Below are 14,985 nucleotides of genomic sequence, written 5' to 3'. Positions count from 1 at the left end.
CCGGCCAGGAGGCGGCGCGGCCGCCGAACGGGTCCGGCCCGCCCGGTCGGGAACCAGGCGGGCCGGACGTTTTACCTTTCAGTTGTCAGCACCTGGTCGGGGACAGTGCGAAGTCCTCCACTCTCGGGGTGCTGCTGATCGACGTCTGACGGGTCTGGGAGGGCTTCCAGCCGTCCTTGGCGACGGCCATCTTCAACGGGTTGTGCTTGCGGTCCAGCCAGTAGGCGTACTTGCCCTGGGCGTCCGTGGTAAAGGTCCACGAGCCCGTCTTCGAGTCGACCTGGACGGTCGCGCCCTTGAGCGGTGAGCTGACACCCTGACAGCTCGTCCCGGTGACCGTACCCATCAACTTGCCCCAGGTCACCGGAGGCTGCGCGTTCATCGTCACCTGCACCGGCTGCAACCGGTACGGCACGTTCCCATTGATCAAGATCGAACCGGAGTAGGCGCCCGGCTGGTCGACGTTTGCCGTCATCCTGACGGTGACCGTGACCTTCTCGCCCGGCGCCAGCGTGGCCGACGTCTTGTCGATCGTTATCCAGCTGACATCCTCCGCCTCGGCACACTCCTCGAACCCGGGCAGCACCTCGCTGTCCGGCGTTGCGGTGAAGTTGCCCGTGGAACCGCCGATCCTGTATAAGCCGCACGCCGCGCCACCGCGGTAGCGGGCCGCGTTGGCATTCGGCAGGTTCAACCAGGAGTTGGCACGGGGGTCGTAGGCGAAGCCAACGTTGGTGATGCCTTCGCCCTGCACGCCGCCGACGACCATGAGCTTGCCGTTAGCGACGGCGGACGAGCTGCCCCAGGCGGCGACCGGAGCATCCGCGATGGCGGTCCAGGTGTCGGCACCCGGGTCGTAGGCGTAGCCAGCCTTCTGCGAGGCGGACCCGTCGTTACCACCGGTGCAGTAGACGACGCCGCCGATGCCACCGCAGGAGAGGTACCCCACCCACCTCGGGTAGTTGGCCACCGTCTCCCAGGTGTCGCTGCGAGCGTCGTAGCGGACAACGGAGTTGGACATCGGCTCGCAGGAGGAGGTGGCGCAACCGCCGATGGCGTACAGCTTGCCGCCGACGACCGCCTGCCCGGCCTGGGCGCGCGGCGCGGGGTTGTTGGCCACCGTCGTCCAGGTGTTGGCCGCCGGGTCGTACGACCAGGTGGCGCCGTCAGGGCCGTTCGCCCCCCAGCCGCCGGTCGCGATGATCTTCCCGTCCACGACCCCCACCGTCATGGCGGTACGCGGACTGGGAAGATCGGCGATCGGCGCCCACTGCTGCGCCATCGGGTCGTAGACGTAGTTCTTCGCCGAGAAGGCCGATCCGTTGCTGCCGGCGATCGAGTAGATCTTGCCGTCGAGGTTGACCACCCGGTTGTCCATGACCTTCGCCGGGTAGGCGGCGATGTTCGCCCACGGCGCGGCCTGCGGGGTGATTGGGGCCGAGTTCGCGGTGGCCTCCTTGCCGGCCGGCAGCGCGGCCAACGACGTCGGGACGTTGAGCCGCTGCACCGGCGCGCCGGTGGAGGCGAGCAGCTGCTGCTCGCTCATCGTGGACCCGTCGGCGCGGAGGAGCTCGAAGCCGCCGTTTCGCTCACTGAACTGGACGTCGACCGGTGCTCCGCCGGTGTTGGTCACCGTGAACGTCTTGTTCACCGTGCCGCCGGGCATCTTGGCCGTCCCGCTCACCTCGGTCGGCTCGACCGACAGCCGGCCGGCGGGGAGCTGGAAGGTTGCGGTCGTCGCCCCGTTCTTCTGGACGTCGATCTCCTTGCTCTGGCTGACGTAGCGGCGGGCCTTCGCGGTGAACTTGTGCGACCCGGTCAACGACGAGAACATCCAGACGAAGCCGTTGGGCAGCTCGGGGTCGTCCGGCGTCGCCACCGTGGTGCCCGTCTCCGCCGGCCGGTCGTCGCTGGTGACGGTGGCGCCGTTGATGTAGCTGTTGTCGTTCTTGTCCTGCACGTGGCCGAGCACCAGGCCACCGTCGGTCGGCTGGCAAAAGGCCTGGCTGCCGATCAGCACGTTGTCGACCTGCCACCAATAGCCCCAGTAGGCGTCGTAGTAGTGGAACCGGACCTGGACCTGGTCCTTGCCTGCGGCCTGCGGGATCGGGACCTCGGTCACCCGCGGCCCGCGGAAACCGGCCGTCTGTCGGAGCACGTTGGTCCAGGTCGTGCCGCCGTCGAGGCTGAGGTCGACGTCCGCGCGTTCGGTCTGCCACCGGCGGAAGTCCTGGTTGAACCGGACCACCGGAGCGGCGACGTCGGACAGGTTGACGACCTGGCTGACCAGCGAGGTGTCCTGGTTGCCACTGCCGCCGTACTTGTCACTGTCGATGATCGCGAAGTTGCCGCCGCCGCCGGTCAGGTTGCGGCGGTTGCCGGGGTTGGTGAACTGCCAGACCTGGCCGGTACCTCGGTGGTCCACCACGGACCAGCCGGACGGCACGGTGGTGCCGTCGAAGGTCTCGTACACCCCGTCGGAGCCGGCCCGGTAGCCGGGCGCCGCGGTGCAGTCGTTGACGTTCACCGGCACGGCCACGTCGTGGGTGACGTTGCTCGAGCCGACCACGACGTCCTTGCTCACCGTCTGGTAGCCCGGGTACTGCGGCTTGACCGTCACCCTGTACGTCGCCCCGGCCGGGAGCTTCAAGCTGTAGTGACCGTCGGCGGGGGTGGTGTAGTCGGACACGCCCGACCGGCCCTCGAGGCCGACCTTCGCGTAGAGCGGCCAGCCGTGTCCGGACCCGTCGGTGACCGATCCGCTGACGGTGACACTCGGCATCGCCGCCAGCGCGACGCTGGTCGTCGTGGTCGTGTCCTTGGTGAGCGTCGCCGACCCGTCTTGCTCCCGTAGCCGAACGCCGACACGGCAACCTGGTAGTCGCCGACCGGAAGCCGCGCCGAGTACTTGCCGTCGCGCCCGGTGCTCAGCTGGATGGTGGCCGCACCGGTCAGGGCCACGGTGGCACTCGCGATCGGGGCACCGCTGCTCGCGTCCGTGATCGTGCCGGCCAGGGTGCCGGTGTCGCCGATCGAGGCCCCGTTGAGCAGCGCGAGGGCGTCCAGCCGGCCCTCGCCGTACACGTTGTTGTTCGCCGCGGTGCCGCCGCACTGGTCGTCGGCCTTGTCGATCGCCGTGTTGTTCAGCAGCGCGCGGGTGGCGTTGACGTCACCGACCAGCGCCGGCGCCGCCGACCACAGCAGCGCGACCGTGCCCGCGACGTGCGGGGCGGCCATCGAGGTGCCGTTGTAGCTGGCGTAGGTGCCGCCCGTAACGCTCGACCGGATGTTTACGCCCGGGGCCGAGATGTTCGGCTTGATCGCGCCGTCCTGCCCGCTGCCGCGGGAGGAGAAGCCGCCGATGTTGTTGTTGATGTCGTAGGCGCCGACGGAGTAGTTGCTGATCCGGCTGCCCGGCGAGCCGCTGGTCTGGCAGCCCGGACCGTCGTTGCCGTTGGCCCAGGCCCCGAAGATGCCCGACGCGGCCCACGCGTCGGTGACGTCCTCCATGAACGGGGCGTTGGAGGGCGGCGAACCCCACGAGTTGTTGATGATGTTCGGTCGCTTGCTGGCGTCCGGGTTCTGACCGTTGAGGTCCCTGGGCTGGAGCATCCACTGGCCGGAGGAGATCAGCGCCTCGTCGCTGGGGCAGCAACCGTTCGCCGCGATCCACTTGACCTCGGGGGCGACACCGATCTGGTTCGCGCCGTCCGAGCCGGCCATGGTGCCCATGGTGTGCGTACCGTGTCCGTCCTCGTCACAGGGCGCGTCGGTACAGGCGCCGGCGGCGTCGAACCAGTTGTAGTTGTGGTCGAACGTGCCGTCGCCGTTGTTGCCACGGTAGGAGTTCACCAGCGCCGGGTGGTCGAACTGGACCCCGGTGTCGATGTTCGCCACCGTGATGCCGCCGCCCTTGACGCCGTACTGGGACCAGACGTCGTCGGCGTTGATGTTGGCGATGCCCCACTCCAGGGCGTTGACGGTATGCTCGTCAGTGCCCTTGGTGACCTCGGGAGCCTTGTACTCCATCGGGGCGTACAGGCCGTCGACCTCCGCGTGGGCGGCGAAGTCCTGCGCCATCGAGGACGAGCCGCCGGTGACCCTGATGGCGTTGGTCGCCCAGAAGGTCTGGTACTTCACGCCCGAGCGCTCGAGTTTAGCCCGGACCTTGGCCTGGCTCTCGGCAGCGGTCTTCTGCAACGCCTCCGCGACCGCGGTGCCCCGCTTGGCCCAGTCCTTGATCTGGCTGGCCTTGCTCACGTCCGCCTTGTCCTTGAAGTGGATCCAGAAGTTGCCCTCGCTCTTGCCCTCGAGCCGCCTCGCGAGCTCCGGGCGGATCTTGTCCGACGCGGAGGCCGCCCCTGCCCCTTCAGCCTTCCGCTTGACCGCGGTCTCGTCCGTCCCTGGCTGGGCGAACGCGGTGCCGCCGGTAAGCGGCACCAGCACGAGTGCGGCCAGGGCCGCGATGGCCCCGTGCAGCGGTCTTCTGTGTCTTGCCACGATGTGTCCTTCCAGGTATGGCGGAAGTCGCCCGCCGTGGGGTGCGGGAAGCGCGGTGCGGCTCACCGCCCGCGCCGGCGGCTTTGATTGATCAAGCCATGCGCGAGTATCGATTGACACGCGGAGCGTGATCAAGAGGTGTCAATGGCTGATGAATGTCATCGGCGCAAATGCGCCGATGAAGTGGTGAAGCCAGGCGCCGGCCAACCGAACCGCCTCGCGACCGCGTCGAGTCGGGCGAGTGCCGTGAGGGCGGCTAACCCACTACGTCCGTCCGAACGGTTTCCCAGGGCGTTGCGTTGGCGACGGTAATGATCTGGTAAGTGCCGCCTTCTAGGTTCGCCGCGCTAGATTGCCCCAGCTCCTGTGTGGCCACGAGCTGTCTGGGCACCACCGATGAAGGCCGGGTGAAGGAATGAGATACCAGGAGAGTGAAGGGGCCCGGGAAGAGACCATGTTCCGGGCGCTGGGGCTGACGGACACGGAAACCCGGCTGTACACCCTGCTGATACGGACCGACCCGTGTTGGGAAGACTCGGTGGCGGAGTTGCTCGGGATGCCCCGGGAACAGGCTTTGACGGCCGTGGACGGCCTGGCGGCCAAGGGCCTGCTTACTCGTGCCGAGGGACACCGGACACGGCTGATCGTGTCTCCACCCGACATCGCCGGAGAGGTGCTGCTGTTGGGACGGCTGCAGGAGCTGCACGCTGCCCGCGCGGCTCTGGGGCGTCTGGCGGGCGAGTACCGCACCGCGTCCCGGCCAGACCAGGTGCGGGCGCTGGTGGAGCCGACACCGAACGCTGTAGTGGCGCAGCGTATCGATCAGATTCAGCGTAGGGCGCGTCGCGAGGTGTTGATCCTTGACGTGCCGCCCTATCTGACACCACGGGCGCCAGACGGGGACGTCACGAACAAGACCGAGCTCCAACGACTGGCGGCGGGCGTGCGCTATCGGACGGTGTACGACCGGCGGGCGATCGAGCGGGAGGGCGGCCTGACCCGAATCTCCCGCTACGTGGCGGCGGGTGAGGACGCCCGCATCGCCCACCGGGTGCCGCTCAAGGCGATGATTGTCGACCGCGAGCTGGCGATCGTCCCTGCGGTCGCGGGCGAAACGGGGCGCGCGGCCGATTCGGCCCTGATCCACCCCGGCCCACTTCTGGACGGACTGACCGAGCTGTTCGAGCTGATCTGGTCACGGGCCTTGCCCATCGGGGCTGCCGACGTGCGCGCGGAGGGGCCCCCGCTTGGCGAGGCGGACCGTCAACTGCTTACCCTGCTGCTTAGCGGCCTCACCGATGCGGTGATCGCCCGTCAACTCGGAATTGGGCAGCGCACTGTGTTGCGACGCGTACGCAAGCTGATGGACCGGGCGGGGGCGGTGACCCGCATGCAGTTGGCGTGGTACGCCGCCTGGCATGGCTGGATCGGACCGGTGACGCCCGACGGGCGACGGAGTCCCAATGGCGGTTAGTTGAAACGATGGCTGGCCGGGGTCGCGTCGCGCGGAAACCCTTTTCCCCATTCCTCAGCCGAGGGCACATCCCGGGTCGCCCGTATCGATCGAACGTATGGGCGGCACCTCTGCCGGACAGGGAAGCCGCGCTGGCCCGGAACGGATGAGGTGGCGGAGGTACTGGCCGAAGCGGGTAACAAGCTGCTGCTTGGCCAGTGCGGGAAAGCCACGTGGGACGGTCGCCTCAGAAACCTCGAGCTCGGTCGCCGCCTCGGTCACCGAAAGTCGGCCCCGCTCGGCGAGCCCAGCAGGGAAACGGAACCGCGAGGAGCGGTCACCGCGGGAGCCGGCAGCGCTGGTCATTTCACGCCACCCGCGCTAAGACCGGCGACGAGGCGGCGCTCGATCAACGCGAACAGGATCACGACCGGCACGACACCGACGATCGAACCCCGAAGACGTGGTGTCCACATGCCTCGGACTCCGGCGACATCGCCGTCGTGGCCGAGGATTTCCTCGACGACGCTGTTCCACTCGACCTTGATCTTGTCATTGGTCAGGAAACGGTCGGCCTGCTTGCGGAGGTTGTCCATCAGTTCTGGGCCGTGATGCCCGATGGGGCACCCCGGCTGCTGCTGCACCGCACCGGGCTGCTGGCCGCCATGGATGCGATGTTCGAACTCGTGCGGCGTTACGCCCACCCGATCGACATCTCGGCACTGCCCGGGCTGACCGATGATGCCGCCACCAGAGCGGACGCGGATGCCCCGACGGCGCTGGACCGGAAGATCCTGGCAATGCTGCTGGCCGGGCTCACCGATCAGATCGTCGCCAACCAGCTCGGCATCTCCTTGCGGACCCTGCAGCGTCGGTTACGACACGTGATGGATCTGGCCGGTGTCAAGACCCGGATGGGGCTGGGCTGGTACGCCGCGCGTCACAACTGGGCGTGACGGCACCGGGCGGCGACCAGGTTCGTGGGCCTGCCCGACCAGCGCCAGCGACGTGGTCGCAGATCGAGGCCCCGGCGTCGGCGAACCGGGGTGATCGCCGCCGGACATAGTCGGGCGGGCTGGTTGTGCTATATGGTTCCGTCCCAAGTCTTCTCTGGGGAGGCCGTGCGCAGGTCAGCGCACGCGTGACTGAAGTGGGAAAGGGGGAGGCGTCCAGGTGGGCGTGCACTCTTGACTGCCATGGTCGGCGACCAGGTGCCGCCGTTACGGATTCTGTTGTTGGGCGGGTTTCGGGCCGTACGTGGCGGGTCGCTGGTCCAGCCGCAGTGGCGGCGGCCCAGTGCGCAGAACCTCGTCAAGCTGCTCGCGCTCGCGCCTGGTCACCGCATGCACCGCGACCAGGCAATGGAGCTGCTTCGTCCGGGAGCCTCGCCGCACTCCTCCAGGAACAGTCTGTGGGTGGCCCTCCACACCGCTCGGCACGCCCTCCAACCGGAGCTGCGGCCCCGCGAGGCGTCGGCCTATCTACTGCTGGACGGCCAGCTGCTCGCTCTCGCACCCGAGCTGGTCACCGTCGACGTCGACGAGGTCGAGGCGGCGGCGAACGCCGTCCTTGCCGAGCCCACCGCCTCCGTCGGACGGGCCGAGCGGCTGGCCAGTGTGCTGGAGCAACTGGAACCCGAGCTGCTCCCCGAGGACTCGTACGCCGACTGGACGATGATGCGGCGAGCCGAACTGACCCGGCTTCACACGAACGCCGTGCACGAGCTGGCGCTCACATGGCTCGCGACCGATCAGGCGCGGCAGGCCGCGCGACTGCTGGAACGGCACCTGGTCGGCAACCCCGCCGACGAGCAAGGCCACGAACTCCTGCTCCGCAGCCACCTCGCCCTCGGCCGTCCCGAGCAGGCGGTGCGGCAGTACGAGGTGGCCCGTCTCGCACTGCACGGCGAGCTCGGCGTCGGCCCCGGCGCCGTCCTCGAGCAGCTCCACCGCGCGGCCGTCGAAGAGTGCGCCGGGTCTGCGGCCCGGCCGGCGGGTGGCTCCCCACACCCTGCGCTGCCCGCCGCGATCCGGGCAGCGGAACGCACCCCGATATTCGGCCGGAAGGAGGCGCTGCGGCTCATCACCGCCGCGGATCCGGGGCTGCCGCCGCTCACCCTGGTCGCCGGCGAAGCCGGGGTGGGCAAGACGCGGTTGGCCGCCGCAGCGGCGCGTGCCGCCCATGGGCGCGGGGCGATGGTGCTCTGGGCGGCCGGCCACGAGGCCGAGGGCCAGACGCCGTACGGACTGTGGGCGGACGCGTTCGACGCCTGGTTCGCAGCCCGGTCGTCCGCCGAGCAGGCGGCCGCTGCGTCCGGCCACGACGCGCTCGCGACGCTGGTACCCGCCCTCGGGCCGGCCCCGATGCGGGGCGTCGGCCCGGAGGAGGAGAGAGCCCGGCTGTTCCAGGCGGTCAGCGGCCTGCTGAAGGATCTGGCTACTGCGTCGCCGGCCGGCATCCTGGTGGTCCTGGACGACGTGCACGCCGCCGATCTCGGCTCGCTGCAGATGCTGTACCACGTCGTTCGTCGTGCCGGCGACCAGCCGTGGAGGTTCATCGCCACGTTCCGGGAGGAGGAGCTCATCGCCGACCCGGGCCGCAGGCGGATCCTGAACGCGGCGATCCGGCAGAACCTGGCCCGGCGCGTGGACCTGATGCGGCTGAGCGAACAGGACTGCGACCGGCTCGTGCGCGCACTGTGTGCGGAGCGCGTCGACTCCGACTCCCTGACCTCCCAGGTGTTCCGGCTCTCCGCGGGGAACCCGCTGTTCGCCACCGAACTTGCCGGTCTGGTCAACAGCGGGCTGCCGCTGCCCTCGGCGGCGGGGCTGGACAGCGCCGGCGTCCCAGACTCGGTGCGAGGTGCGGTCGAGGCACGGCTGGACCTCCTCGGCGTCGACGAGCGCGCCATCATCGACGTCCTCGCCGCGGCCGGGGGCGACGTCCATCTGGGCGAGGCCTCCCAGGTCGCCCGTGCGGGGCTGCACCCACCCATCGACCCACCGCGGTTCGCGGCCGCCCTCAACCGGCTGCTGACTACCGGCCTGGTCGAGGAACGCGAGGTGGTGTCGGCCGGCAGGACAGTGACGGGCTACGGCTTCCGGCACCCCGTGGTGCGGCTGGCCTGCTACGCGGGCCTCAACGGCGCGCGCAGACGGGTGCTGCATGCCGCCCATGCCGACGCGGTGCTCGGGCACCGTCCGGACGCCGTCGACACGGTGGCCTTCCACCTGGCCCTTGCCGACGACCCGCGTGCCGTGACGTGGCTGCGGCGGGCCGCCGAAAAGGCTGCCGCGCTGTACGCCAACGACAGCGCGGACCGCTACTACACCGAGCTGATCGGGCGCCTCGATGCGACCGACGAGCAGGCCGCGGTGGCCGACGCCCGCCACGACCATGCGCTGATCCTGCGCCGGCTCGCCCGATACGACCAGGCGGAGCAGGCACTACGGAGCGCTCTCGAGCACCGCCTGCGAGCCGGCACGGCCGATGCAGCCGCGCGATCGCTGGCGGCCCTCGCCGAGTTGGTCTGCCAGTCGGGCCACCCCAAGGACGCCCGCACCCTCCTGAACGGCACCACACTTCCGTCCGGTCCGTTGTCGGCGGCTGCGCAGGTGGCGCTGCACCTGGCCTCAAGCGTCGTCGACTTCCCCCTCGGACGGTACGAGCAGATGCTGGCCTCGGCCATCAAGGCCGAGTCGGCCGCCCACGCCGCCTCCGGCGAGGGCGACGGCGTACCGCTGCTGCTCGGCCGAGCCCTCGGCAATCGGTCGCTCGCCCTGGCCATGCTCGACCGGACCAGCGAGGCGCACCAGGTCGGGCACCAGGCGCTCGAGCACGCCGAGAGAGTGGCCGACGTCGGGCTGCTGACCACAGTGCTGTCGATGCTCAGCGAGTTCGCGCTACGGGCCGGCAGGTACGACGAGGCACGGGTGTACCGGAGGAGATCGCTCGGCCTGGCCGAAAGGGGGGCGACCCGACGCACATCGCATTCGAGCGAGGAAACCTCGCCCGCCTCGACCTGGTCACCGGCAATCTTGAGGAGGCCCACGAAGGCGCCCTCGCCGCTGTCGAGATGGTGCGCCCCTTCGGCAACCCGTGGTCCCTGGCGTACTGCCTGGTCCACCTCGCCAGGGTCGCCCTCAAGCGCGGGGACCTGGATGCGGCAGAGTCGGCGCTGCGGGAGAGCGAGAGCTTTGCCGCGCGCAGCGGCGACATCCAGGCGCTCGAATCGGTCGGCCGCATCAGACGCGAGCTCGACCAGGCACGGGCGGCCGACGGCCAGCACGTCCGGACCCGGTAATCGGTCCGTTAATCGCTCGGTAAGCGCGCCGCCGTACGGTCCGGGCCGGATCACCGATGCGACAGCGAGGAGCGCCATGGACGTCCCCGGCCCGCCAGCCGACCACCCCCCGCCGGTCATGGTCGTCGATGCCGGTAGCGAACCCTGGGAGCGGGTGGAGCCGCTGCTTGCTCGCCGGGTCGAGGAGCTGCCCACGGGGGCCGTGCTGGAGCTGCTCTCCACGGAGCCGGCCGTCCGTGCGGCCGTGCACCTGTGGTGCGCGGAGCGTGGGCACGCCCTCGGTGCCGTCGTGTCCGACGCCGCCGCGTCGGTGTTCTGCATCCAGAAGAACCACCTCACCTCGGAGCTGACATGAGTTTCCCCGTGTCCCGTCGTGGCCGGACCAGACCACGACGGTTGGTCGACCGGCTCATCTGTGGCCTGGCGTCGATCACACTGATCGCTTCCGCCGTCGCGCTGAGTAGCCCCGCGGCTCAGGCCGCCGCCAACCCGCAGCCGAACGGTCACGACAAGATCCGTCCTGCCCTGCTCGACAAGCTGAAGACCAAGGGCAAGGCCGACTTCTGGGTTCGCTTCGACGCCGCGGCCGACCTGTCCGAGGCCAGCCGGATCGTGGACTGGAACAAGCGCGGCGCGGCGGTGGCGAAGGCACTGCGCGAGACCGCCCGGGCCAGCCAGGCCGACGTCCGTACCGAGCTGGATCGTGCGCATGTCCAGTACAAGGCGTTCTGGGCCACCAACGCGATTCACGTGAGTGACGGCTCGCTGAAGATGGCCGAACAGCTGGCCGCGGAGCCCGAGGTGCAGTCGCTCTGGCCGCCTCAGACCTACCAGATGCCCGAGCCCATGGAAGGGACGGCACCCGCCGAGGTGAACTCGGTCGAGTGGGGCATCGCCAACATCAACGCCGACGACGTGTGGGCGCAGTACGGCGTGACGGGCGCCGGCATCACGGTCGCGAACATCGACACCGGTGTCCAGTACGACCACCCGGCGCTCGTGAGGCAGTACCGCGGCAACAAGGGCGACGGCACGTTCGACCACAACTACAACTGGTTCGACGCCACGGGCCGGTGCCCTGGCGTGCCGTGCGACGGGAACGGACACGGCACCCACACGATGGGCACCATGGCCGGCGACGACGGCGGGTCCAACCATATCGGGGTCGCCCCGGGGGTCCGGTGGATCGCCGCGAATGGTTGCTGCCCCAGCGACACCGCACTGATCGAGTCGGGCCAGTGGATGCTGGAGCCGACGGACCTGCACGGCCAGAACCCGGATGCCAGCAAGCGGCCCAACGTCATCAACAACTCCTGGGGCTCCGGCTCGCCGTCGAACGACCCGTTCATGGAGGACATCAGCGCCGCCTGGACAGCGTCGGGGATCTTCGCGGCCTGGTCGAACGGCAACAACGGCGGCGGCTGCAACACGAGCGGCTCACCGGGCAGTCGGATCATCAACTACTCGGTCGGCGCCTACGACAGCACCAACGCCATCGGGTGGTTCTCCAGCCGCGGCGCCGGCCAGAACGGCGAGATCAAGCCGAACATCGCGGCCCCCGGCGTCAACGTGCGTTCCAGCGTGCCCGGCGGCGGCTACGGCACCAAGAGCGGCACGTCGATGGCCGCCCCGCACCTCGCCGGCGCGGTCGCCCTGTTGTGGTCCGCGGCCCCGGCACTGGCCGGTGACGTGGCGACGACCAAGGTGCTCCTCGACGGCTCGGCTATCGACACCCCGAACAACCAGTGCGGTGGCACCGACGCCGACAACAACGTCTTCGGCGAGGGCCGGCTGGACGTCCTCGCCCTCGTGAAGAACGTGCCAGCCGGCGTCACGGGCACGGTCACCGACGCAGCCAGCGGCAAGCCGATCCAGGGCGTGACCGTCTCGGTTGGCGAGCTGAACACCAACACCGACGCCGAGGGCCGCTACAGGCTGGTCGTCCCGGCGGGGGAGCACCAGGTCACCTTCAACGCCTTCGGCTATGCCGGGGCGACCGTCGCGGCCACCGTCCCGGAGCGTGCGTTCGCGACCCTCGACAAGGCGCTGACCGCGCTACCGCGCGTCCACGTCACCGGCAAGGTCACCGACGGCTCGGGGCACGGCTGGCCGCTGTACACCAGGATCACGGTGCCCGGCGACCCGAGCGGTGCGCACTTCACCGACCCGTACACCGGTAAGTACGACCTGCTGGTTCCCGCCGACCGGACCTACCAGCTGACGTTCGACCCCGACCTGCAGGGATACCCGACCCTCACCCGTGAGGTGGCGGCTGGCGGCGCGGACACCGCGTTCGACCTTGCCGTGCCGGTCGACGCCGCAGCCTGCACCGCCCCCGGATACGCGGTGCGCTTCGACGGTCTGACCCAGTCCTTCGACGCGCCCACCATCCCGGACGGGTGGACCGTGACCGACGCGGTCGGCAACGGCGAGGTCTGGCGGTTCGACAACCCGGGCACCTACGGGAACCGGACCAGGGGCACGGGTCTGTTCGCCGCCGTGTACGGCAAGCTCTTCGACCCGGCCCACACTCAGGACACCACCCTCACCACCCCGGTGGCCGACCTGAGCGGTGCCGAGACGCCGATCGTGGAGTTCAACACGTATCACATCGGCTACTTCAAGCCGACCGCGCATGTGATGGTCGACCTGTCCATCGACAACGGTCAGAGCTGGCAGACGGTCTGGGAGAAGAACGCCTCGAGCGTCTCCGGCTCGGTCCAGACCATCCAAGTGCCGCAGGCCGCCGGACGCTCGCAGGTCATGCTCCGGTTCCACTACATCGGTGCTGGCGGCAACATCTGGCAGATCGACAACGTCAAACTCGGCCAGCGCTTGTGCGCACCGCAGCCGGGCGGCCTGGTGATCGGCCAGGTCACCGACGCCAACACCGGTGCCGGCCTCAACTCCGTCCCCGTCAGCATGGGCGGCGCGCCGGCGGCGAGCAGTGGGCCCACCCCGGACGATGCCGCCCTCGGCGACGGCTTCTACACGCTGCTCGCCCCGCCCGGTGAGCAGACCCTCAGCGCTGGGAGGGCTCGCTACACGACCCTCACCAAGACGGTGACCGTCGTCGGTGACGCAGTGACCAAAGTTGACCTGCCGCTGCCCGCCGGGCGGCTGGAGGTCACCGGCAGCATCAATGAGACCGTTGCCATGGGCGGTCGCTCCGCGGCCACCGTCACGGTCATGAACACTGGTACCGCTCCGGCGAACGTGACGCTCAACGAGCGGACCGGGGGACGAACGATTCTCACCACCCCCAGCGCCACCCCGAGGATGAGCTCGGCAGTCACATCGCGGCATGCCCTCGCAGGTACGAAGCTCGCGGAGAGCTCGGCGCCGGATGCGTCCGAGGCGGTAGCCGGCAACGGCGGATGGGTCTACGGGCCGGGCCTTCCGACCTCCGTGGCCGACAACGTGGTCGCCGTCCACGACGGCAAGGTGTACTCGGTCGGCGGCGTCGCATGGGACTACGTCCCGCCCATCTACTACACCAACAAGGGCTGGGTGCTCGATCCGCGCGATGGGGGCTGGAAGCCGATCGCCAACCAGCCCACGATGCGGGAGAAGGCCAACGGCACTTTCGTCGGCGACAAGCTGTACATCACCGGCGGCTGGTCGGCCAAGGGGGACGGCTCCATCGCGCCAGGTCTGGACATCTACGACCCACGCACCAACACGTGGAGCACCGGATCGCCTGCCCCGGTCAGCTACGCCGCCTCCGGGGTAGCGACGCTCGACGGCAGGATGTATGTCGTCGGCGGTTGCACCAGGACCTGCGGGACCGCCGACGTCTGGGTGTACACCCCCAGCACGGACAGCTGGCAGCGGGCCGCGAACTACCCCGAGCTAACGTCATGGCTGGCCTGCGGTGTCATCGGGGGCAAGATGTACTGCGCGGGCGGCACGACGGACAAGGACGCCAGCAACAAGACGTTCGTCTACGACCCGGCGACCAACACCTGGACCCGGGCAGCGGACATGCCCCACCCCGTGTACGCGGCTGCCTACAGCGCGGCCAACGGCATGCTGATCGTGTCCGGCGGCGCGGGCGCCGGCGCGGCCGGGGTCTACATGGACAGCTGGGCCTACGACGCGGCGGGGGACACCTGGTACCAGTTGGCGAATTTCCCCATCCAGCCGACGTACCGAGGCGGCGGCGCCTGCGGCTTCTATCACGTCGGAGGCGGTGATGGTGGGCCCGGCTGGTTCACGCAGATCCTGCCCGGATTCGACGTGTGCGATGAGGGCGATGCGTCGTGGCTGTCGCTCGACGCGCGGCGGCTCACCGTGCCGCCGGGCCAGTCCGCGACGGTGACGGTCACGCTGGATGCCGCGACCATGTCGGTCACGCAGCCCGGCGACCTTTTCGCCGACATCACGGTGGACTCGGACACGCCGTACCGGACCGCACCGGTCGCCGTCGCCATGCACGTCACGCCCCCAAAGAGCTGGGGCAAGGTGACCGGCACGGTGAGCGGGCTGGACTGCGAGGGAGTGTCCGCGCCGCTCGGCGGCGCGTCGGTGCAGCTCGAAGCCGCTGGCCTCAGCGTCAGGCTGCCCACTGACAAGGACGGTCGTTATGCCTACTGGCTCGACAAGAAGTACGACCCGCTCACCCTGATCGCCGCTGACAAGGACTACGTGTCGGCGTCCAGGCAGGTCAGGATCAAGGCCGGTGCCACGACGACTGTCAACTTCACGCTGAAATCCTCGTTCTGTATGG

7 protein-coding genes and 2 pseudogenes are annotated in these 14,985 nt (G+C 69.5%); 5 read left to right on the top strand and 4 right to left on the bottom strand.

The genetic code is table 11. The features are described 5' to 3' along the window. Positions 1–85 precede the first annotated feature (85 nt). Together FXF52_RS43415 and FXF52_RS43410 are read right to left on the bottom strand one after the other, a co-directional pair. Positions 86–2,425: a kelch repeat-containing protein gene (locus tag FXF52_RS43415; RefSeq protein ID WP_255472504.1), complete on the bottom strand. Its 2,340-nt coding sequence runs from the start codon at positions 2,423–2,425 to the stop codon at positions 86–88. A gap of 221 nt (positions 2,426–2,646) precedes the next feature. After that, complete coding sequence (locus FXF52_RS43410) at positions 2,647–4,500, bottom strand: S8 family serine peptidase (RefSeq protein WP_255472500.1); 1,854 nt, start codon at positions 4,498–4,500, stop codon at positions 2,647–2,649. Between the two features lie 415 nt (positions 4,501–4,915). Here FXF52_RS43410 and FXF52_RS30580 point away from each other — a divergent pair, with 415 nt between their 5' ends. Then, positions 4,916–5,974 carry a helix-turn-helix domain-containing protein gene (locus FXF52_RS30580; RefSeq protein WP_148801987.1) on the top strand — a complete coding sequence of 353 codons (1,059 nt, stop codon included), beginning with the start codon at positions 4,916–4,918 and terminating at the stop codon, positions 5,972–5,974. Between the two features lie 54 nt (positions 5,975–6,028). Here the strand turns inward: FXF52_RS30580 and FXF52_RS44235 are convergent, their stop codons facing one another. Further along, on the bottom strand, positions 6,029–6,319 hold the full coding sequence (locus FXF52_RS44235) for a DeoR family transcriptional regulator (protein WP_148801984.1): 291 nt from the start codon (positions 6,317–6,319) through the stop codon (positions 6,029–6,031). Between the two features lie 113 nt (positions 6,320–6,432). Beyond that, positions 6,433–6,528: pseudogene (locus FXF52_RS42000) on the bottom strand (thioredoxin-disulfide reductase); the annotation flags it as partial. A gap of 33 nt (positions 6,529–6,561) precedes the next feature. Between FXF52_RS42000 and FXF52_RS30565 the strand changes: the two are divergent. From FXF52_RS30565 to FXF52_RS30555, 4 genes and pseudogenes are all read left to right on the top strand, one after another. Beyond that, positions 6,562–6,909, top strand: a complete 348-nt coding sequence (locus FXF52_RS30565; RefSeq protein WP_148801983.1) for a LuxR family transcriptional regulator — start codon at positions 6,562–6,564, stop codon at positions 6,907–6,909. Between the two features lie 240 nt (positions 6,910–7,149). After that, positions 7,150–8,481 (top strand): annotated as a pseudogene (locus tag FXF52_RS44230) (AAA family ATPase); the annotation flags it as partial. A 17-nt stretch (positions 8,482–8,498) separates the two neighbouring features. Continuing rightward, a complete protein-coding gene (locus tag FXF52_RS44225; protein ID WP_370518049.1) occupies positions 8,499–10,256 on the top strand; it encodes a hypothetical protein in 1,758 nt (585 codons plus the stop codon). 351 nt (positions 10,257–10,607) lie between these two features. Continuing rightward, positions 10,608–14,985: S8 family serine peptidase (locus tag FXF52_RS30555; protein WP_255472498.1), on the top strand; the 4,378-nt coding region annotated here is incomplete at its 3' end.

The sequence above is a fragment of the Micromonospora sp. MP36 genome (assembly GCF_008119785.1).
GTDB lineage: Bacteria > Actinomycetota > Actinomycetes > Mycobacteriales > Micromonosporaceae > Micromonospora.
The sequence above is the reverse complement of the archived record's forward strand: the minus strand, read 5'-3'. Positions and strand labels throughout refer to the sequence as shown.